Source organism: Frigidibacter albus, assembly GCF_009908165.1.
In the GTDB taxonomy this organism is placed as follows: Bacteria; Pseudomonadota; Alphaproteobacteria; order Rhodobacterales; family Rhodobacteraceae; genus Frigidibacter; species Frigidibacter albus.
Genome location: NZ_JAAAUC010000007.1, coordinates 20,243 through 39,884 on the forward strand (window position 1 = coordinate 20,243; position 19,642 = coordinate 39,884).

20 protein-coding genes are annotated in these 19,642 nt (G+C 67.2%); 19 read left to right on the forward strand and 1 reads right to left on the reverse strand.

Annotated elements, in window-relative coordinates; translation table 11 throughout:
• The first annotated feature begins 396 nt into the window (after positions 1 to 396).
• The 5 genes from GVY41_RS11735 (at position 397) to GVY41_RS11755 (ending at position 5,787) form a co-directional block, all read left to right on the forward strand.
• Complete coding sequence (locus tag GVY41_RS11735) at positions 397 to 1,623, forward strand: MFS transporter (RefSeq protein WP_161347045.1); 1,227 nt, start codon at positions 397 to 399, stop codon at positions 1,621 to 1,623.
• A gap of 82 nt (positions 1,624 to 1,705) precedes the next feature.
• Positions 1,706 to 2,458, forward strand: a complete 753-nt coding sequence (locus GVY41_RS11740) for an SDR family NAD(P)-dependent oxidoreductase (protein WP_161347043.1) — start codon at positions 1,706 to 1,708, stop codon at positions 2,456 to 2,458.
• A 125-nt stretch (positions 2,459 to 2,583) separates the two neighbouring features.
• Positions 2,584 to 2,952, forward strand: a complete 369-nt coding sequence (secG, locus tag GVY41_RS11745) for a preprotein translocase subunit SecG (protein ID WP_161347041.1) — start codon at positions 2,584 to 2,586, stop codon at positions 2,950 to 2,952.
• Between the two features lie 207 nt (positions 2,953 to 3,159).
• Entirely contained in the window at positions 3,160 to 4,803 is a 1,644-nt protein-coding gene (gene pyrG / locus GVY41_RS11750) for a CTP synthase (protein ID WP_161347039.1), read from the forward strand.
• Positions 4,804 to 4,902: 99 nt separating this feature from the next.
• On the forward strand, positions 4,903 to 5,787 hold the full coding sequence (locus GVY41_RS11755; protein WP_161347037.1) for a glycosyltransferase family protein: 885 nt from the start codon (positions 4,903 to 4,905) through the stop codon (positions 5,785 to 5,787).
• A 457-nt stretch (positions 5,788 to 6,244) separates the two neighbouring features.
• Here the strand turns inward: GVY41_RS11755 and GVY41_RS11760 are convergent, their stop codons facing one another.
• On the reverse strand, positions 6,245 to 6,592 hold the full coding sequence (locus GVY41_RS11760; RefSeq protein WP_161347035.1) for a DUF1428 domain-containing protein: 348 nt from the start codon (positions 6,590 to 6,592) through the stop codon (positions 6,245 to 6,247).
• A 112-nt stretch (positions 6,593 to 6,704) separates the two neighbouring features.
• On the opposite strand from GVY41_RS11760, the gene GVY41_RS11765 reads away from it, so the two are divergent.
• The 14 genes from GVY41_RS11765 to GVY41_RS11830 all read left to right on the forward strand — a co-directional run bounded on the left by GVY41_RS11765 (position 6,705) and on the right by GVY41_RS11830 (position 19,579).
• Positions 6,705 to 7,157 (forward strand): MarR family winged helix-turn-helix transcriptional regulator, encoded by a 453-nt coding sequence (locus GVY41_RS11765; protein ID WP_161347034.1) that lies wholly within the window; start codon positions 6,705 to 6,707, stop codon positions 7,155 to 7,157.
• Between the two features lie 119 nt (positions 7,158 to 7,276).
• Positions 7,277 to 8,194 carry a polyphosphate kinase 2 gene (ppk2, locus tag GVY41_RS11770; RefSeq protein ID WP_161347032.1) on the forward strand — a complete coding sequence of 306 codons (918 nt, stop codon included), beginning with the start codon at positions 7,277 to 7,279 and terminating at the stop codon, positions 8,192 to 8,194.
• Between the two features lie 68 nt (positions 8,195 to 8,262).
• On the forward strand, positions 8,263 to 8,556 hold the full coding sequence (locus GVY41_RS11775) for a DUF1330 domain-containing protein (RefSeq protein ID WP_161347030.1): 294 nt from the start codon (positions 8,263 to 8,265) through the stop codon (positions 8,554 to 8,556).
• Between the two features lie 42 nt (positions 8,557 to 8,598).
• Positions 8,599 to 9,042, forward strand: a complete 444-nt coding sequence (locus GVY41_RS11780; RefSeq protein ID WP_170301186.1) for a tellurite resistance TerB family protein — start codon at positions 8,599 to 8,601, stop codon at positions 9,040 to 9,042.
• The gene (locus tag GVY41_RS11785) at positions 9,039 to 9,797 is read left to right on the forward strand and encodes a phosphate/phosphite/phosphonate ABC transporter substrate-binding protein (protein ID WP_229726043.1); all 759 of its coding nucleotides are present in this window, start codon (positions 9,039 to 9,041) and stop codon (positions 9,795 to 9,797) included. Before GVY41_RS11780 ends, GVY41_RS11785 begins: the two co-directional genes overlap by 4 nt.
• A 164-nt stretch (positions 9,798 to 9,961) precedes the next feature.
• Positions 9,962 to 10,744, forward strand: coding sequence for an ABC transporter ATP-binding protein (locus GVY41_RS11790; RefSeq protein ID WP_161347119.1), 783 nt, complete (start codon positions 9,962 to 9,964; stop codon positions 10,742 to 10,744).
• Between the two features lie 28 nt (positions 10,745 to 10,772).
• The gene (locus tag GVY41_RS11795) at positions 10,773 to 11,498 is read left to right on the forward strand and encodes a transporter substrate-binding domain-containing protein (RefSeq protein ID WP_161347028.1); all 726 of its coding nucleotides are present in this window, start codon (positions 10,773 to 10,775) and stop codon (positions 11,496 to 11,498) included.
• Positions 11,499 to 11,539: 41 nt separating this feature from the next.
• On the forward strand, positions 11,540 to 12,430 hold the full coding sequence (locus GVY41_RS11800) for an ABC transporter permease (protein ID WP_161347026.1): 891 nt from the start codon (positions 11,540 to 11,542) through the stop codon (positions 12,428 to 12,430).
• Positions 12,427 to 13,254, forward strand: a complete 828-nt coding sequence (locus GVY41_RS11805; protein ID WP_161347024.1) for an ABC transporter permease — start codon at positions 12,427 to 12,429, stop codon at positions 13,252 to 13,254. The genes GVY41_RS11800 and GVY41_RS11805 overlap by 4 nt, the downstream gene beginning before the upstream one ends.
• Positions 13,255 to 13,258: 4 nt before the next feature.
• Positions 13,259 to 14,590, forward strand: a complete 1,332-nt coding sequence (locus GVY41_RS11810) for a glutamine synthetase family protein (protein ID WP_161347022.1) — start codon at positions 13,259 to 13,261, stop codon at positions 14,588 to 14,590.
• 290 nt (positions 14,591 to 14,880) lie between these two features.
• Positions 14,881 to 15,561 carry a type 1 glutamine amidotransferase gene (locus GVY41_RS11815; RefSeq protein WP_161347020.1) on the forward strand — a complete coding sequence of 227 codons (681 nt, stop codon included), beginning with the start codon at positions 14,881 to 14,883 and terminating at the stop codon, positions 15,559 to 15,561.
• Between the two features lie 11 nt (positions 15,562 to 15,572).
• Complete coding sequence (locus GVY41_RS11820; protein WP_161347117.1) at positions 15,573 to 16,940, forward strand: glutamine synthetase family protein; 1,368 nt, start codon at positions 15,573 to 15,575, stop codon at positions 16,938 to 16,940.
• Between the two features lie 2 nt (positions 16,941 to 16,942).
• Positions 16,943 to 18,244, forward strand: a complete 1,302-nt coding sequence (locus GVY41_RS11825) for an NAD(P)/FAD-dependent oxidoreductase (RefSeq protein ID WP_161347018.1) — start codon at positions 16,943 to 16,945, stop codon at positions 18,242 to 18,244.
• An 84-nt stretch (positions 18,245 to 18,328) separates the two neighbouring features.
• A complete protein-coding gene (locus tag GVY41_RS11830) occupies positions 18,329 to 19,579 on the forward strand; it encodes a DegT/DnrJ/EryC1/StrS family aminotransferase (protein ID WP_161347016.1) in 1,251 nt (416 codons plus the stop codon).
• Positions 19,580 to 19,642: the final 63 nt, after the last annotated feature.

Genomic DNA, 19,642 nt, shown 5'->3' on the forward strand with positions numbered 1-19,642 from the left:
GGGGGAGCGGCGGCAAGGCACCTTCAGAGGGCGGCGCCCGTCCGCGGGTGGGCGCCGTTACGCAAGTTCCAGGCGCTTTATGGTCCAGCACCTCCCACCGGATTTCCAGGCGATGAGGGTGCAGAAGCGCCCGCCCGAGGGGGGTGATGAGCGACAAGAAATCCTCCAGTGGAGGATTTGCGCAAAGAACGCCCGGCCCGTGGCCGGGCCGGGAGGCGGGCGCTGCCCGGCGGCGCTGAAGCGCCCCTTCCGGGCAAGACGGGGTAGGCCCCGGTGGTCGCAATGGCTCGGCGCCCGCCGTCGACTGGGACACCGCCGCTGTGGCCCAGCCACGACCCCGCCGATGCCGTTTTCGGGATACCCCCCGCCGCGGCGCCCCGCTAGGTTGCCCCCACCATGCGTATGCTGATCACCTTCGCCGCCCTGTTCCTGTCGGTCGTCTTCGTCCAGCTTGGCTCGGGCGGAGTGGCGCCGCTGGATGCCATCTCAGGGCTGGACCTCGGCTTTTCGGCCGCCGCCGTCGGCACACTTGGCTCCGCGCATTTCCTCGGCTTCTTCGCGGGCTGCTGGTGGGCACCGCGGCTGATGGGGTCGGTCGGCCATGCCCGCGCCTTTTCCGCCTTCACCGCCATGGGCACCATCGGCATCGCCGCGCACATGATGCTGGTCGATCCCTGGGCTTGGGCGGGCCTTCGGATGCTCACCGGGCTGTCGGTCGCGGGCTGCTACACCATCGTCGAGGCCTGGCTGCAGGCATCCGTCACCAACGAGACCCGGGGCCGGGCGATGGGGGTCTACCGCGTCGTCGATATCGGCGCCTCGCTGGTCAGCCAGCTGATGATCGGCTGGCTGACGCCCTCGGCCTATGCGTCCTACAACCTGCTGGCGATCCTGTGCTGCGCGGCGCTGCTGCCGATGGCGCTGACCCGCACCGCGCAGCCTGAAACGCCCGCCGCCCCCCGCCTGCGCCCGATGCTGGCCTGGCGGCTGTCGCCGCTGGCGGCGGTGGCGGTGGTGGTCAGCGGCATCACCGGCGCCGCCTTCCGCTTCGTCGGGCCGGTCTATGGCTCCAAGGTCGGCCTCGCGCTGGACGAGATCGCGTATTTCCTCGCCATCTACGTGGCCGGGGGTTGGCTGGCGCAGCTGCCGGTCGGCTGGCTCGCCGACAGGTATGACCGGCGCGCGGTGCTGATCGGCCTGTCGGTCGCGGCAACGGCGGCCTGCGGGCTGACCATCGCCGCGCCCGTCGCCGGGCCGGGCGCGGTCTACATCGCCGCCGCCGTCTTCGGCTTTGCCACCTTGCCGATCTATTCCGTGGCCGCCGCCCATGCCAACGACTTCGCCGAGAATGCACAGCGGGTCGAGCTGTCTGCCGCGCTGATGTTCCTCTACGCGCTTGGTGCCATCGCCTCGCCGCTGGCCGCCTCGGCGCTGATCGGCGGCTATGGGCCGGCGTCGATGTTCGTGATGCTGGCGGCCAGCCATGTGGCGCTGGTGCTGTTCGGCCTCGCCCGCCGCCGCGCCCGCCCGGCGCCCGGGCCGCGCACTGCCTATGCCTGGGTGCCGCGCACCTCGTTCCTGATCGGCCGCCTGCTGGGCCGCCCGCCGCGGGATGACGGGTAGGCCGCCTGCGGCACCCTGTCCCTTCCGCCCCGGCGCCGACCTTCCCATCTGTTCAGAAGCATTGAACCGACAGGAGCATCCGATGGATATTCGTTTCGACGGCAAGACGGCGCTGGTCACCGGCGCCGGATCGGGCATCGGCGCAGCCATTGCCGAAACGCTGGCCCGGGCCGGCGCGGTGGTGGTGGCGGCAGACATCAACCTTGCCCATGCCCAGGCGGTGGCGGATGGCATCACCGCGGCGGGCGGGAAGGCCCATGCCACCGGCGGCAATGTCGCCGACCCGGCGGCGGTGAAGGCGATGGTCGAGTTCGCGGTGGCGCAAACCGGCGGCCTGCATCTGCTGGTCAACAATGCCGGCATCGGCGGGCCCCAGGCGCCGGTGGGCGAAACCCCGCTGGAGGGCTGGAAGCAGGTGATCGACGTCAACCTCAACGGCGTCTTCTACGGCCTGCTCTACGGTCTGCCGGCCATCGAGGCCTCGGGCGGCGGGGCGGTGGTCAACATGGCCTCCATCCTTGGCTCGGTGGGCTTTGCCCATGCCGGCGGCTATGTCGCGGCCAAGCATGGCGTGGTCGGGCTGACCAAGGTCGCGGCAATGGAATATGCGCCCCGCGGCATCCGCATCAACGCCGTCGGCCCGGCCTTCATCGACACGCCGCTGCTGGACAATCTGCCCGCAGAAGCCAAGGCCGGCCTTGTCGCCCTGCACCCGATCGGCCGGCTGGGCCGCAGCGAAGAGGTGGCGACGCTGACCGCCTTCCTGCTGTCGGATCAGGCCAGCTTCATCACCGGGTCGTATCATCTGGTCGATGGCGGCTACACGGCGCAATGACCGCGCGGGGCGGGGCACCGACTGCCCCGCCCCGGACGCCCACCCGAACGCCCACCCGAAACGCCTTGCACCGGCGGCGCCTACCGCCTAGATAGGCGCGTCATCGAAAGAACGGCCCGGGGTCCATGGAAAACGTCATTCTTACCGTCCACCTTATCCTCGCGCTCCTGCTGATCGGCGTGGTGCTTTTGCAGCGGTCCGAAGGCGGTGGCCTCGGCATGGGCGGCGGTGGCGGCGGCGGGTCTGGCGTGATGTCCGGCCGGCAGGCGGCCAACGCGCTGTCGAAGCTGACCTGGGTCTTCGCGGTGGCCTTCATTGCCACCTCGATCACCCTCACCGTGCTGGCGGCGCGTGATGCCTCCTCGGGTTCGGTGGTCGACCAGTTCAATTCCAGCTCGCAACCTGCGGATGCTCCGGCAGTCCCGGCCCTGCCGGAAATCGAGCTGCCCCCGCCGGCCTCCGACGCGCCGGCCGCCCCGCCCGCAGCCGACTGACGGCGCGGCTCCTCCCCTCCCGGATCGCGGCCCTTGCGGCGGCGATCCCGAAACCATCGCAAATCTTGGGACGTTCCGCCGCTGCCTTACAGCATCTAGCGGTGCGGTTGCGGTTTTCCGCGAATCTGTTATATGTGGATTCCCGTGATGCCTGTTCTGCGGAACCGGCTTTCGACTGGAATTTGAGCTTCACGGGAGCATCCCACCATGGCGCGATATATCTTCATCACCGGCGGCGTCGTGTCGTCGCTGGGCAAGGGCTTGGCCTCGGCAGCCCTCGGCGCGCTGTTGCAGGCCCGCGGCTTTTCGGTTCGCCTGCGCAAGCTCGATCCCTACCTCAACGTCGATCCCGGCACGATGTCGCCCTTCGAGCATGGCGAGGTTTTCGTCACCGATGACGGTGCCGAAACCGATCTCGACCTTGGCCATTACGAACGCTTCACCGGCGTCTCGGCCCGCAAGACCGATAGCGTCTCTTCGGGCCGCATCTATTCCAACGTGCTGGAGAAGGAACGCCGCGGCGAGTACCTCGGCAAGACCATCCAGGTGATCCCGCATGTCACCAATGAGATCAAGGACTTCCTCTCGGTCGGCGAGGAGGAGGTCGATTTCATGCTGTGCGAGATCGGCGGCACCGTCGGCGATATCGAGGGCCTGCCCTTCTTCGAGGCGATCCGCCAGTTCTCGCAGGACAAGCCCCGCGGCCAGTGCATCTTTGTCCACCTGACGCTGCTGCCCTATGTCACCGCGTCCGGGGAACTCAAGACCAAGCCCACCCAGCACTCGGTCAAGGAACTGCGCGCCATCGGCATCGCCCCCGATGTGCTGCTGCTGCGCTCGGAACACCCGATCCCGGCCAAGGAGCGCGAGAAGATCTCGCTGTTCTGCAACGTGCGGAAAGAGGCGGTCATCGCCGCCCCCGACCTCGCCACCATCTATGAAGCCCCGCTGGCCTATCACCGCGAGGGTTTCGACCAGGCGGTGCTCGATGCCTTCGGCATCTCCCCCGCCCCGCGCCCCAACCTTGACCGCTGGGAAGACGTGATGGACCGGCTGGTCAATGCCGAAGGCGAGGTCCGCGTTGCCATCGTCGGCAAATACACCCAGCTTGGCGACGCCTACAAATCCATCGCCGAGGCGCTGACCCATGGCGGCATGGCCAACCGGGTCCGCGTGCGCGCCGAATGGATCGATGCCGAGATCTTCGAGCGCGAGGATCCGGGCCCCTGGCTGGAAGGCTTCCACGCCATCCTGGTTCCCGGCGGCTTTGGCGAGCGCGGCACCGAAGGCAAGATCCGCGCCGCGCAATTCGCGCGCACCCGCAAGATCCCCTATCTGGGCATCTGCCTCGGGATGCAGATGGCGGTGATCGAGGCCGCCCGCAACCTCGCCGGCGTCGCCAATGCCGGATCGGAGGAGTTCGACCATGAGGCCGGCGTCAAGCGCTTCACCCCCGTGGTCTATCATCTGAAGGAATGGGTGCAGGGCAACCACCGGGTCGAGCGCAAGCTGACCGACGACAAGGGCGGCACCATGCGCCTTGGCGCCTACACCGCCGTGCTCGCCGAAGGATCGAACGTCGCGCGCATCTATGGCGGCACCACCATCGAGGAACGCCACCGCCACCGCTATGAGGTGGACATCGAATACCGCGACAAGCTGGAGGAATGCGGCCTCTGGTTCTCGGGCATGAGCCCCGACAACCGCCTGCCGGAAATCGTCGAGGTCAAGGACCACCCCTGGTTCATCGGCGTGCAGTTCCACCCCGAGCTGAAGTCGAAACCCTTTGCCCCGCATCCGCTGTTTGCGGACTTTGTGCGCGCGGCGGTGGAAGTGTCGCGGCTGGTCTGAGGGGCGTCCCGGCCCGGGCAACGCCTTGGCCGGGCTAACCCCCTAGGCAGGGCCGGTATTTCCGGGCACAGTCCGGCCATCCATTGCGCGGGAAGCCGAATGACCTGGGACGTCGTTGCCACCATCCGGGCGCCAGAGCCCTATGTGCGCCGGTTCATCGACTGCTACCGCCAGCTTGGCGCGGCCAGGATCCACATCTTCTATGACGATCCGGACTTCGCCTATGCCATCCCGGGCGACGATCTGGCGCTGACCCTCTGCGATGACGGCTACTGGAACGGCCTGCGCCCCCGCGCCATCGAGATGCGCCAGACCCACAACGCCACCCGCGCGGCGGCGCAATCGACAGCCGAGTGGCTGATCCACTGCGATGTCGACGAGCATCTGCACGCCCCCCGCCCGGTCAGCGACATCCTCGCCGAGGCCCCCGCCAGCTGCGCCTGCCTCGTCGCCCTGCCCTATGAGGCGATCTACGCGGCCCGCCCCGCCTCGGTCCCCGAGATCTTCGCCACACCCTGGTTCAAGTCGACCTCGGGCGGCTGGGGCACGGCATCGGAGTTCTGGGCCGGGGTCTACGGCGATCTGCACCAGTTCAGCGCGGCGGGCTTCTGGGGCCACCGCGTCGGCAAATCCTTCATCCGGCTCAGCGGCCTGCCGCCCGGCCACCCGATGCCGATCCACATGCCCTCGGGCGAGGCGTTCCGCAGCATGGGCACAGCCAAGTCCAAGGCGCTGCGCCTCTTGCATTTCGACGCGCTGCTGCCCGCGGACTGGCTGCAAAAGCACGGCGACCGGGCGACCCGGAAGGTCCGCACCAAGTGGCTGGGCGAAAAGCGCAAGCTCTTTGCGCAACATGTCCACGACACCTTCACCGCCGGCGGCGAACCCGCGGCGCTGGAGCTCTACGACCGCCTGTTCGTGGTGCCCGGGCCGATGCTGGAGAAGGGGTTGGCGAAGGGGGTTGTGGCGCGGGTGGGTGCCTGAAACGAAACGCTCCTGCCCACACCACCAGAGGGCAGCGCCCGTCCGCCGGGTGGGCGAGCAACGGCAGGTCTAGAACGCCCGGCGCGTGGCCGGGCCGGGAAGCGGGCGCTGCCCGGCGGCGCTGAAGCGCCTTGTCCCGGGCAAGGAAGGTGAGGCGTGAATGGTCGCCCCACCACATCCCGGTCGAGCCGGATCGACATCGCCACCTTCGGTTTTCGGCCATGGCGAAGGCCATCGCCTTCGCCAAGCGCCGCCCTCTCATTCCTCACGGACGGGCCCCCAAAGGGCCCGGCCAGCGCCCGCCCCGCCCCTGGCGGGCGCTTCTCGCCCGCCAGGTCGGGCGCTGTCCTCACCCGGTCTCGTCCTGCCAGCGGCTCTGGGTCAGCGGTCGCGTACGGGCGGGGCGAGGCAGTGCCTCGCCTTTTTCCGCCCGGACAGGCCGGATCGAGAGGCTCCCTCACCCCCCAAACACCTCCTCGAACCCTCCCCACATCATCCGCTTGCCATCGAACGGCATCGTCATGTCCTGCCAGCGCGGGTCGGTCTCCATGGTGGCAAAGCAGGCATCGGCCGTCGCCTTGTCGGGCCATTCGATCCACGAGAACACCACCACCTCGCCCGGCTCCAGCTTCACCGCCATCGGGAAGGAGGTGACCTTGCCGTCCGGCACATCGACGCCCCAGCATTCGCGCGTCGACAGCGCCCCGTAATCCTTGAAGATCGGCCAGGCGATGCGGGCCGACTCGATATACTCCTCTTTCCGGCTCTCGGAGACCGGGGTCAGAAATCCGCTGATGAATGCCATGATGCACCTCCTTGCAAGTTGGCGATCGGGCCGCCCGGGGACGGCTTCCGAATCTGTCTTGATGCCGGCATCGTGCCAGCGTATTAGGTTGATATCAACCTGAATGAGGATCATGCGCACAGACCTGCCGATCGAGACCACGCTGGAGGTGCGGGACCGTTGCCTGTGCCTGAAGGTGCAGCGCGCCGCCCGCGCCCTCGCCCGCCGCTTCGATGACGCCCTGCGCCCCTTCGGCCTGACCAATGGCCAGTTCTCGATCCTGATGTCGCTGAACCGCCCGGCCCCGCCGCGGATCTCGGATCTGGCAGAGTTCCTGGCGATGGACCGCACCACCCTCACCGCGGCGCTGAAACCGCTGCAGCGCCGCGGGCTGATCACGGTCACGGCCGACCCTGAAGACCTGCGCGGCCGCCTGCCGGTGCTGACCGATGCCGGCCGCGACCTGCTGGTCGCCGCGGTCCCGGTCTGGCGCGACACGCATGACGATGTGGATGGGCTGCTCTGGGCCAGCAAGGGCGAGCTGCGCGGCGATCTCGATGCGCTCAGCGGCCAAGCCCCCCCATAAAATCGTATGTATAACATCTGCATGGTTTCTGCATGGGGTCCGCATCGCCCTTGCCGCCGTTACATCTCCGTCACATCCGCCTGCTACGCCCGCAGCACCCGCGCGAAGGAGCCCCTGCGATGACCGAACCGACCCAACTTCCCGGCCGCGACTGGCTTGCCGCCGAACTCGCCGATGCGATGGACGAGGAGTACGAGCTGGAGCTGGAAGACAGCACGCTTAGCCTCGAGATCTCGAAGATCTACAAGCGCAGCCACCCCGACACCATTGATCGCGCAACATATTTTCATGCCCTGATGCATCTGCAGTCCGAGCTGATCAAGCTGCAGGACTGGGTCCAGAACACCGGCGAGAAGGTCGTGGTGCTGTTCGAGGGCCGCGATTCCGCCGGCAAGGGCGGCGTGATCAAGCGCATCACCCAGCGGCTGAACCCGCGCGTGGTGCGCACCGTCGCCCTGCCCGCGCCCTCGGACCGCGAGAAATCGCAATGGTACTTCCAGCGCTACGTCCCCCACCTGCCCGCAGGCGGTGAAATCGTGCTGTTCGACCGCAGCTGGTACAACCGCGCCGGCGTGGAACGGGTGATGGGATTTGCCTCGGACGATCAGGTCGAGGAGTTCTTCAACGACGTGCCGGAATTCGAACGGATGCTGGTAAGGTCCGGGATTCGCGTGGTAAAATACTGGTTCTCGATCACCGATGAAGAACAGCAGATGCGCTTCCTGATGCGGATCCACGATCCGATGAAGCAGTGGAAACTGTCGCCGATGGACCTGCAAAGCCGCGTGCGGTGGGAGCAGTACACCAAGGCCAAGGAAGAGATGATGGACCGTACCAACATCCCCGAGGCGCCCTGGTATATCGTCGAGGGCAACGACAAGAAGCGCGCCCGCCTCAACTGCATCGCCCACCTCCTCAGCCTGATCCCCTACCAGCCGGTCGAGCATGACGAGGTCACGCTGCCCGACCGGGTGTTCAACCCCGATTACGAGCGGGCAGTGCTGCCGCCGGAGCTTTACGTGCCGTCGAAATACTGAACGGTTGCGGGGGCTTGACGGCCCCCGCCACTGCGGGCACCTAGGATGCGTAACCTGCGGAGGACATCATGCCCAAGGCCTATTGGGTCGCCCATGCGACCGTGAACGACCCCGCCGCCTATGAGGCCTACCGCGCCGCCAATGCCGAGGCCTTCGCCAAATACGGTGCGAAGTTCCTCGTGCGGGGCGGCCCGCAGGACGTGGTCGAGGGCAGCCTCGCGCCCCGCTGCGTGGTGATCGAATTCGCCGACATCGCCACCGCCCGCGCCTGCTATGACAGCCCGGAATACCAGGCCGCCAAGGCCCTGCGCCTGCCGGTCAGCCAGGTGGATCTGTGCATCGTCGAGGGCTGGGAGGGCTAGGCCGGGCTTTCCCTGCCCGCGCCCGCGCCCTATATCCGCATCATGTTTGCAGATCTGCTCAACCGCCTGCTGGCGCCCGCCCCCGCCGCCCTGCCCGCCGCCGAGGCGGACCTGTCGCTTGCCTCCCTGCTGGTGCGGCTCGCGCGGGCCGATGACCATTATGGCGATGACGAGCGGGTGCGCATCGACCGCGTGCTGTCGGCGCGCAAGGGCCTGACCATGCCCGAGGCCGCCGCCCTGCGCGCCGAGGCCGAGATACTGGAATCCGAGGCCCCGGACACAGTGCGCTTCACCCGCTCGCTCAAGGACGCAGTTCCATACGAGGACCGCACCGAACTGCTGGAGGCGATGTGGGACGTCGCGCTGGCCGATGGCAGCCGCGATGCCGTGGAGGATGCGCTGATCCGGATGGTGGCGAACCTGCTCGGCGTCAGCGACCGCGATTCCGCGCTTGCGCGGCAGCGGATCGAGGCGAAGCGCCTTTGATCCTTGCCAGCCTGCCGATGTATGACCGGCCCGAGACCGCGGCGGCGCAGGACGCGCTGTGGTCTTCCCTTCGCGCGGCACTGGCGGACGAGGGCATCGCCGCGCCGGATGCCCTCGATCGCGGGATCGGCCTCTGGGACGGGTGGGAGCATCCCGGGCTCGTTCTGGGCCAGACCTGCAGCCTGCCCTACCGCACGCGTCTGCACGGGCGCGTCACGCTGATCGGCACCTTCGACTACGGCCTGCCGGGCTTGCAGCCGGGCCAGTATTGCAGCGTGATCCTCGCCCGCCGCGATGATGCGTCGCAGGACGCGGACGCCCTGACCACGGGCCGCTTTGCCATCAACCAGCTGCACAGCCAGTCGGGTTGGGCCGCGCCGTATTTCTGGGCGCAGGCGCAGGGGATCATGCTGCGCCCGGCGCTGGAGACCGGCGCGCACCGCGCCTCGGCGCTGGCCGTGGCGGAGGGCCGCGCCGACCGCGCCGCGCTCGATGCCGTCACCTGGCGCGGAATTGTGCAATGGGAGCCGGAGCTTGCGGCGCGGCTGCGCGTCACCGCCGAGACTCCGCCCACCCCCGCGCTGCCGCTGATCGCCGCGGCGGGCACCGATCCCCTGCGCCACGGCCGCGCCATCACGGCGGGCCTCGCTGCGCTGCCCGCGGACATACGGGCCGCGCTCGGCATCTCCGGCTTCGTGCCGATGCCTGCCGAGGCCTATCTTGCGCTGCCCAACCCGCCCGCAGCCGCCCCCTAACTGCCCGTTATCCGGGCATATCCCAAGGTCACCCTGCACGAACCCGTTGCATTCGGCCCGGAATCGCCCCCTACTTGCCCGAACAAATAGCAGCGATAGCAAAATTGACCCCAGACGCCCCCGTATCAGACGCCCCGGTTTCAGGTTCCCCCGAGGCTTCGGGCCTGCGCGCCGACGGGCCTGCCCCGGTCATAGAGATCCGCGACCTTTTCAAGAGCTATGGCCATCTTGACGTGCTCAAGGGCGTGTCGATCTCCGCCAAACGGGGCCAGGTGGTGTCGCTGATCGGCTCCTCTGGCTCGGGCAAATCCACGCTGCTGCGCTGCTGCAACCTGCTGGAAGACAGCCAGAAGGGCGAAGTGCTGTTCGAGGGCGAGGCGGTCACCTGGCGCGGAGAGGGGCTGGCCCGCCGCCCTGCCGACCGCGCGCAGGTGACGCGGATCCGCACCAACCTTGCGATGGTGTTCCAGCAATTCAACCTCTGGTCGCACATGACGGTGCTGCAAAACGTGATGGAGGCGCCGGTGACGGTGCTTGGCCGTCCGCGCGCCGATGTCGAGGCGGCGGCGCGGCGCTATCTCGACAAGGTCGGCATCGGCGACAAGGCCGAGGCCTGGCCGGCGCAGCTTTCGGGCGGCCAGCAGCAACGCGCCGCCATCGCCCGCGCGCTGTGCATGGAGCCGCGGGCGCTGCTGTTCGACGAGCCGACCTCGGCGCTCGACCCCGAGTTGCAGCAAGAGGTGGTCCGCGTCATCAAGGACCTTGCCGGCGAGCATCGCACGATGATGCTGGTCACCCATGACATGAAGCTGGCCGCCGACCTCTCCGACCATGTGGTGTTCCTGCACCTCGGCCGGATCGAGGAACAGGGGCCACCCGACCAGGTGTTCGGCAATCCACAGACCGACCGACTGCGGCAGTTCCTACGGGCAGGCGCCGCAGCATGACCAACCAAGCTCAACCGGGAGAACTCCAATGAAAAAACTGCTTCTTGCCACCACCGTGATGGCACTGACCTCGGGCGCCGCGCTGGCGCAGCAAACCGTGCGCATGGGCACCGAGGGCGCCTACCCTCCCTTCAACTTCATCAACGACTCGGGTGAAGTCGACGGGTTCGAGCGCGAGATGGGCGACGAGCTGTGCAAGCGCGCCGAGCTGACCTGCGAATGGGTCGTCACCGACTGGGACAGCATCATCCCCAACCTGCAATCGGGCAACTATGACACGATCATCGCCGGGATGAGCATCACCGACGAGCGCGACGAGGTGATCGACTTCACCCAGAACTACATCCCGCCGGCCACCTCGGCCTATGCGGCACTCAGCGCCGATGCGGATGTAGTGGGCGGCGTCGTTGCGGCGCAGGTCGGCACCATCCAGGCGGGCCATGTCGCCGAATCCGGCGCAACCCTGCTGGAATTCGCCACCCCCGATGAAACCGTCGCCGCCGTGCGCAACGGCGAGGCGGACGCGGTCTTTGCCGACAAGGACTATCTGGTGCCGGTGGTGGCCGAGTCTGGCGGCGAGTTCAGCTGGGCCGGCGAGGAAGTGCAGCTTGGCGGCGGCGTCGGCATGGGCCTGCGCGAGAGCGATACCGAGCTGAAGGAAAAGTTCAACGTGGCGATCCAGTCGATGAAGGATGACGGCACGCTGAACGAGATGATCACCAAGTGGTTCGGCGCCGAAGCGCTCGTTTTCTGATCGACATGGCGGGCGGGAGTGATCCCGCCCGCTGATTCCAGATGCTCGCATCCTGCGCTGATCCCTCTGTCCTCGAAGGCCTTGGCTGGCTGCTGTGCTACCTGACCTCAGGCACGCACATCGCCTTCTATTGGTCCTTCGTCACCGTGCTGGTGCTGCTGGCCGTCACCGCGCCGGTGGCGCTTGCCTTCGGCTTTGGCGGCGCCGTCGCAGCGCGGTCCTCGATCTGGCCGATCAGCCTGCTGGGCCGCGGCTACATGGCGATGGTGCGGGGCGTGCCCGACATCGTGTTCTTCCTGTTCTTCGTGATCGCGCTCGATCAGGGCATCGAATGGCTGACCCATCAGGTCCGCTGCCCCGACTGGACCGATCCTGTGCGCCAGGGCCTCGAATTCCGCGTCTGCCCGCAGGCCAAGGTGCCGCCCGGCAATGCGCCGCAAGTCTGGCACCAGATCTACGGCTTCGGCCTTGCCGTCATCACCTTCGCGCTGGTCTTCGGCGCCTTTGCCGCCAATGTGCTGCTTGGCGGGATGCAGGCCGTGCCGCGCGCACAGCTGGAAACCGCCGAGGCTTATGGCATGACCCAGCGGCAGGTGTTCCGCCGGGTACTGGTGCCGCAGATGTGGATCTACGCCCTGCCCGGCCTGTCGAACCTGTGGCTGATCCTGATCAAGGCGACGCCGCTGCTGTTCTTGCTGGGCGTGCGCGACATCGTCTACTGGGCGCGCGAACTCGGCAGCACCAAGACCTCGGTCTATGCCTATCCGCACCCGGACTGGCGGCTTTACTACTTCCTGGCCCTTCTGGTCTTCTACCTGTGCATGACCCGCGTGTCCGAGATCCTGCTTGGCCGGCTGACGCGCAACCTCAGCCGCGGTCAGGCCACCGCGGCCGGCGAGGCGCAGCGCAAGGCCGCAGGGGGCGTCGCATGAGCTGTTGGGAAACAATCGGCGATTACGCCTTCCGCTCGCTGGGGTTTGGCGAACGGCTGCTGCCGCGCAGCGGGTTCACGCTCTGCCAGCAGGTCACCCTGATCGGATCGGGCATGATCTGGAACGTCTATTTCGGGATCGTGGCGCTGGTGACGGGCTTCTTTCTGGCCACCGGCCTTGCCATGGCCAAGGCGGCGCGCAGCCGCTGGCTGCGCAAGCCCGCGGAATGGTTCATCTTCATCTTCCGCGGCTCGCCGCTGTTCATCCAGTTCTTCATCGCCTACCAGATCTTCGTGATGCTGCCCCGCAGCGGGATCGAGGTCTTCGGGATGACCGTCGCCACCAGCTGGATGACCAAGGCCTGGGCGGGGGCGCTGTTCGTGCTGTTCCTGAACACCGCCGCCTATTCGGCCGAGATCTTCTATGGCGCGCTGCAATCGGTGCCCAAGGGCGATACCGAGGCCGCCGATGCCTATGGCATGACCGGCTGGGTCAAGTTCCGCAAGGTGCTGTGGCCGACGATGCTGCGCCTGGCCTGGCCCGCCTATACCAACGAGGCGATTTTCCTGTTCCACGCAACGACATTGGTATACTTCTCCGGCTTCCCGGCCTTTCAGCAGAAGGGCGACGCGCTCTACTATGCGCAATATTTCGTGGACAAGACCTTCAACCCCTTCATCCCCTATCCGATCGTGGCAGGCTATTTCATCCTGCTGACCTTGGCTCTGATCCTGCTCTTCGGGGCGATGAACCGGCGGCTGAACCGGCATCTTGCCCCAAACCAACGGCCCAAGCTGAAGCTGAGGCCGCAACTCGTCAGGTGAGGACATGGACTGGCTACGAGACCACCCGCAGGTGCGCACGATCCGCGTGGCAGCAGCGGATCTGAACGGAATTGCCCGCGGCAAGCGGGTTCCGGCGCGCTTTGCCGGCAAGCTGATTTCCGAGGGCACCCGCTTTCCGTTCTCGGTGATGAACCTCGACATCTGGGGCGAGGATATCGAGGACAGCCCGCTGGTCTTTGAAAGCGGCGATGTGGATGGCATGCTGCTGCCCACCGACCGCGGCTTCATGCCGATGCCCTGGCTCGAGGCGCCGACCGCGCTGCTGCCGATCTGGATGTTCCACACCGACGGGCGCCCCTATGACGGCGATCCGCGGCAGGCGCTGGCCGCCGTGGTGGCGCGCTACAAGGCCGCCGGGCTGACGCCGGTGGTGGCGACGGAGCTGGAATTCTACCTGATCGACGACAGCGGCCGCACCCTGCGCGTGCCGCCAAGCCCCCGCTCGGGCAAGCGCCGCACCGGGGGCGAGATCCTGTCCCTGCGCGCGCTCGATGCGTTCGACCAGTTCTTCTCGGCGCTCTATGACGCCTGCGAAGAGATGGACATCCCCGCCGATACCGCCATATCCGAGGCCGGGCCGGGGCAGTTCGAGATCAACCTGATGCACCAGGGCGATGCGCTGAAGGCGGCGGATGACACCTGGCTGTTCAAGATGCTGGTCAAGGGGCTGGCGCGGAACCACGGCTTTGCGGCCAGCTTCATGGCCAAGCCCTATGACCAATGGTCCGGCAACGGGATGCACACCCATTTCTCGGTGCTCGACGCCGCGGGACACAACATCTTCGACAATGGCGGGCCCGACGGGTCCGACCGGCTGCGCCATGCGGTCGGGGGCTGCCTTGCGGCGCTGACCGGCTCGACGCTGATCTTCGCCCCGCATGAAAACAGCTTCGACCGGCTGGTGCCCGACGCCCATGCCCCCACCGGCATCGGCTGGGCCTATGAGAACCGCACCGCGGCGCTGCGCATCCCGGCATCCGGCCCGGTCGCGCGGCGGATCGAGCACCGGGTGGCAGGGGGCGACGTGAACCCCTACCTGATGATCGCCGCCATCCTCGGCGCCGCGCTGATCGGCATCGAGGACAGGATCGAACCGCCGCCGCCCATCGTCGGCAATGCCTATGCGCAGGGGCTGGAGCAGCTGCCGCTGACCTGGGACGCGGCGTTGGATGCCTTTGCCAGCTGCCCGATGGCCAAGCGCATCTTCCCGGCCGAGCTGATCGAGAACTTCGTGATGACCAAACGGCAAGAGCTGCGCTACATGGCCGAGCTGTCGCCCGAGGAGCAGACGGAAATCTACCTCGACACGGTGTGACGGCTCGACAGATGGTGTCTTGCTTCCTTGCCCGGAATAAAGGCGCCTTTGCGCCGCCGGGCAGCGCCCGTCCGCCCCCTCGGGCGGGCGCTTTCAACGCCAGACCCTAGAAATTCGGGGGGGGTATGTTGAACCATAAAGCGCCTAGAACCACCGTTGCTCGCCCACCCGGCGGACAGGCCCTGCCCTCTGACTGTGCCCGACCTGGCATTAACCCCCCGCCCCGGCCTCCCCCTTGCGCAGCAACCCTGCGCGGGGTTAGGCTGGGGCTGACCAACAAAGAGCATTCCATGCTGATCGGTATCTTGCAGACCGGCCAGTCCCCCGACGTCCTGCGGGATGAGCTGGGTGACTATCCGGACATGTTCCACGCACTTCTGGCTGACCATGACCTGAGCTTCCGCACCTTCCATGTGGAGGCGATGGAGTTTCCGCAGGGCGTGCATGACTGTGACGGCTGGCTCATCACCGGCTCTCGCCACGGCGCCTATGAGGATCACCCGTTCATCGCCCCGCTGGAGGCATTCATCCGGGACGCCTTTGCCGAACGGGTGCCGCTGGTCGGCATCTGCTTCGGCCATCAGATCATCGCGCAGGCGCTTGGCGGCAAGGTGGAACGGCACGAAGGAGGCTGGGCCGTCGGCCCGCAGGACTATGACTTCGGCGGCGAAAAGCTGACGCTGAACGCCTGGCACCGCGATCAGGTGACGGAACGCCCCGACTGCGCCGAAGTCGCCGGCACCAACGGCTTTTGCGAAAACGCGGCGCTGGTTTACGGCGACCGCGCCTTTACCGTGCAGGCCCACCCCGAGTTCACGGGCGGCTTCGTGCGCGGCCTGATGCAGACCCGCGGCAAGGGCCTGGTGCCGGACCCGCTGATGGAGGCCGCCGAGGCGCGGCTGGACGAGGCCAATTCGGCAAGCGTGATCGCCCGGCAGATCGCGGAATTCTTCAAGCAACCGAGAGTGTGATCCAAATGGCCATGCAGCCTTCGACCACCGACTGGATGGACAAGATCCCCGAAGCCGCCCGCAGCTACATCGCCGGCCGCCGGCTGGATGAGGTGGAGTGCATCGTCTCGGACATTGCCGGCGTCGCCCGCGGCAAGGCGATGCCCGCGTCGAAATTCGCCAAGCAGGCCAGCTTCTTCCTGCCCAACTCGATCTTCCTGCAGACCATCACCGGCGATTGGGCCGACAACCCCTCGGGCGCCTTCACCGAACCCGACATGATCCTGACGCCCGATTACAGCACCGCCAGCGCCGCGCCCTGGACGGCGGATGTGACGTTGCAGGTGATCCATGACGTGAAGGACCAGCAGGGCAAGCCGGTGGAAGCCGCGCCGCGCAACGTGCTCAAGCGGATCGTGGAGCTGTATAACGCGCAGGGCTGGTCGCCTATCGTCGCGCCCGAGATGGAATTCTTCCTGGTGGCGCGCAACATCGACCCCAACCAGCCGATCATCCCGCCGATGGGCCGCTCTGGCCGCCGCGCTGCCGCCAAGCAAGCCTATTCGATGAGCGCGGTGGACGAATACGGCAAGGTCATCGACGACATCTATGACTTCGCCGAGGCGCAGGGCTTCGAGATCGACGGCATCTTGCAGGAAGGCGGCGCCGGGCAGGTCGAGATCAACCTGCATCACGGCGACCCGATCGAACTGGCCGACGAGATCTTCTACTTCAAGCGGCTGATCCGCGAGGCCGCCCTGCGCCACGACTGCTTTGCCACCTTCATGGCCAAGCCGATCGAGGGCGAGCCGGGCAGTGCCATGCATATCCACCACTCGGTCGTCAGCACAAAGACCGGCGAGAACATCTTCTCGGCCCCGAACGGCAACGAGACGGAAACCTTCCTGCATTTCATCGCCGGGATGCAGACTTACCTGCCCGCGGTGATCGCTTTGCTGGCGCCTTACGTGAACAGCTATCGCCGCTACGTCCCCGATTTCGCCGCGCCCATCAACCTCGAATGGGGCCGTGACAACCGCACCACCGGGCTGCGCGTGCCGATCTCGGACCCGGCGGGGCGGCGGCTGGAAAACCGGCTGGCGGGGATGGATTGCAACCCCTATCTCGGCTTCGCGGCCTCGCTCGCCTGCGGCTATCTGGGGCTGATGGAGAAGAAGCTGCCCCGCTCGGAATGCCTGGGCGACGCCTATATGTCCGAGGATGACCTGCCCACCAACCTAGGCGACGCACTGGATATCCTGGCCGAGTGCGTGCCGGTGCGCGAGGTGCTGGGGGTGGAGTTCTGCAACATCTATGAGTCGGTGAAGCGCAACGAATACAAGGAGTTCCTGCAGGTCATCAGCCCTTGGGAGCGTGAGCATCTGTTGCTGAACGTCTGACCATGAACCTGCTGTTCGCCAATGACCGGGCGGGGGAATATCCCGCCAGCTTCTATGCCGCCACCGCCGCACCGCTGGAGCGCTTCGCCCCGCTGCAAGGCGCCACCCGCGCCGATGTCTGCATCGTCGGCGGCGGCTACACCGGCCTCTCGGCAGCGCTGCATCTGGCGCAGCGCGGGCTGTCGGTGGTGCTGCTCGAAGCGCACCGCATCGGCTTTGGCGCCTCGGGCCGCAATGGTGGGCAGGTCGGCAGCGGCCAGCGGCTGGAACAGGACGAACTGGAACAGATCGCCGGGCGCGAGGCGGCGCGGCGGCTGTGGGACCTCGGCGAAGAGGCGAAGGCGCTGGTGCAGGGGTTGATCGCCGACCACGCGATGCCCTGCAAGTTCGCCCCCGGCATTGTCCATGCCTGCCGCAAGCCCTCGGAAGTCGCCCATGCCCGCGCCTATGCCGAAAAGCTGCAGCGCGAGTATGGCTATGACAAGGTTCAGCCGCTGGACCGGGAGGCGCTCCACGCCATCCTGCCCTCGGACGCCTATTGCGGCGGCGACATCGACCGCGGCGCCGGGCACCTGCACCCGCTGAACTTCGCCATAGGGCTTGCGCAAGCCGCCGCAGCAGCAGGGGCTGTCCTCCATGAGGGCAGCACCGTCACCGCCATCGAACAGGGCCCCCGTCCCCGCGTGATCACGCAAGGTGGCCATGTCGAGGCCGACCACGTCATCCTCGCCGCCAACGGCTATCTCGGCGGGCTGATGCCGCAGGTGGCCGCCCGGGTGATGCCGATCAACAACTTCATCGTGGCGACGCAGCCGCTTGGCCCCCGGGTGGCAGACGTGCTGCGCGAGAATGTCGCCGTCGCCGATACGCGCTTCGTGGTAAACTACTGGCGCCTCAGCGAGGACAACCGCCTGCTGTTCGGGGGGGGCGAAAGCTATGGCTACCGCTTCCCCGACATCGCGCGAACCGTGCGCGGGCCGATGCTGGAGGTCTATCCGCAGCTGTCGGATGCGAAGATCGACTATGCCTGGGGCGGCACGCTGGCGATCACCATGAGCCGCCTTCCCTGTTTCCTGCGCGTCGCGCCGAACATCCTCTCCGCCTCCGGCTATTCCGGCCACGGGGTGGCGCTGGCGACGCTCGCCGGCAAGGTCATGGCCGAGGCCGTGGCGGGTCAGGCCGAGCGTTTCGACCTGCTCGCCGGTCTGCCGACCCCGCGCTTTCCGGGCGGCGTGGCACTGCGCTGGCCGATGCTGGTGCTGGCGATGACCTGGTATGGCATGCGCGACCGGCTGGGCGTCTAACCGCCGCTGCGACAAGTTTTCAGTGGCAAGTTTTGCCGCTTCCGCTTACAGCTTTCCTGAATACCCTTTTCAGGAAAGCCGAACATGGCCCATGACGGACAGGCACTGCCGGTGCTTGAGACCCCCGCCCGCCCTTCAGCCGCTGTCCTCGCCTCCGCAGCCCTTGCCCCCAATGTCTATGATGCGGAACCGATCCCCGAGGCGGCGCGCGCCGAGATCGACCGGCTGCTGCAATCGGGCGACCTCTTCCGCTACACCGCCCCCGAAGGCGCCCCGGTTGCGCTGCTGGAGGCGGAGTTCGCCGCGATGCTCGGCAGCCGATATGCGCTCGCCGTCGCCTCCTGCTCCGCCGCGCTGTTCCTGACGCTGAAGGCGCTGGACCTGCCCCGCGGCGCCCGGGTGCTGATCCCGGCCTTCACCTTCGCCGCCGTACCTTCCGCCGTGGTCCATGCCGATTGCGTGCCGGTGCTGGTCGAGGTCGGGCAGAACTACCGCATCGACATGGCCGATTTCGAGGCCAAGCTGGACGGCAGCATCGCCGCCGTCCTCATTAGCCATATGCGCGGCCATACTTCCGACATGGACGGCATCATGGCGCTCTGCAATGCGCGCGGCATCCCGGTGATCGAGGATGCGGCGCATTCGCTCGGCACCCTGTGGAACGGCCGCCCGATCGGCACCATCGGCAAGGTCGGCTGCTTCAGCTTCCAGTCCTACAAGATGATCAATGCCGGCGAAGGCGGGATCATGGTCACGGATGACCCGGAAATCGCCGCCCGCGCGGTGATCATGTCGGGCGCCTATGAGGCGAACTGGAAGAAGCATCCCGGCCTGCAGAACAGCTACCACCTCTGGCAGAATCGCCTGCCGCTCTACAACACAAGGATGCAGAACCTGTCCGCCGCCGTCATCCGTCCGCAACTGGGCGAGCTGGACCGGCGGGTGCGCGACGGGCGCGCAGGCCATGACCATGTGGCAGAGCGGCTGAACACCTCGCCCTGGCTCTCGGTGCCCCCGGCGCTGCCGCAGGAAACCCGCGCCCCCGACTCCATCCAATTCAACCTCGTGGGCTTCGATACCGACGCCAAGGCGCTGGCCTTCCAGGACGCCGCCAAGGCCCGCGGCATCTCGGTCCAGGTCTTCGGCCTCAGCGAAAACAACGCCCGCGCCTTCTGGAACTGGCAGTTCCTCGATGACCTGCCCGAACTGCCGAAGACCCGCGCCATGCTGATGCGCGCCTGCGACGTGCGCCTGCCCGCCCGGCTGACGCGGGCCGAGTTGGACTTTATCGCAGATGCGCTGATCGACGCCGCCGCCGCGGTCCGCGCCGACTGAAAAGACACGCGGCCCGCCCCCCTTTGCCTTTTCCAAATATCCTCGGGGGGCGCGGGGGGCAGA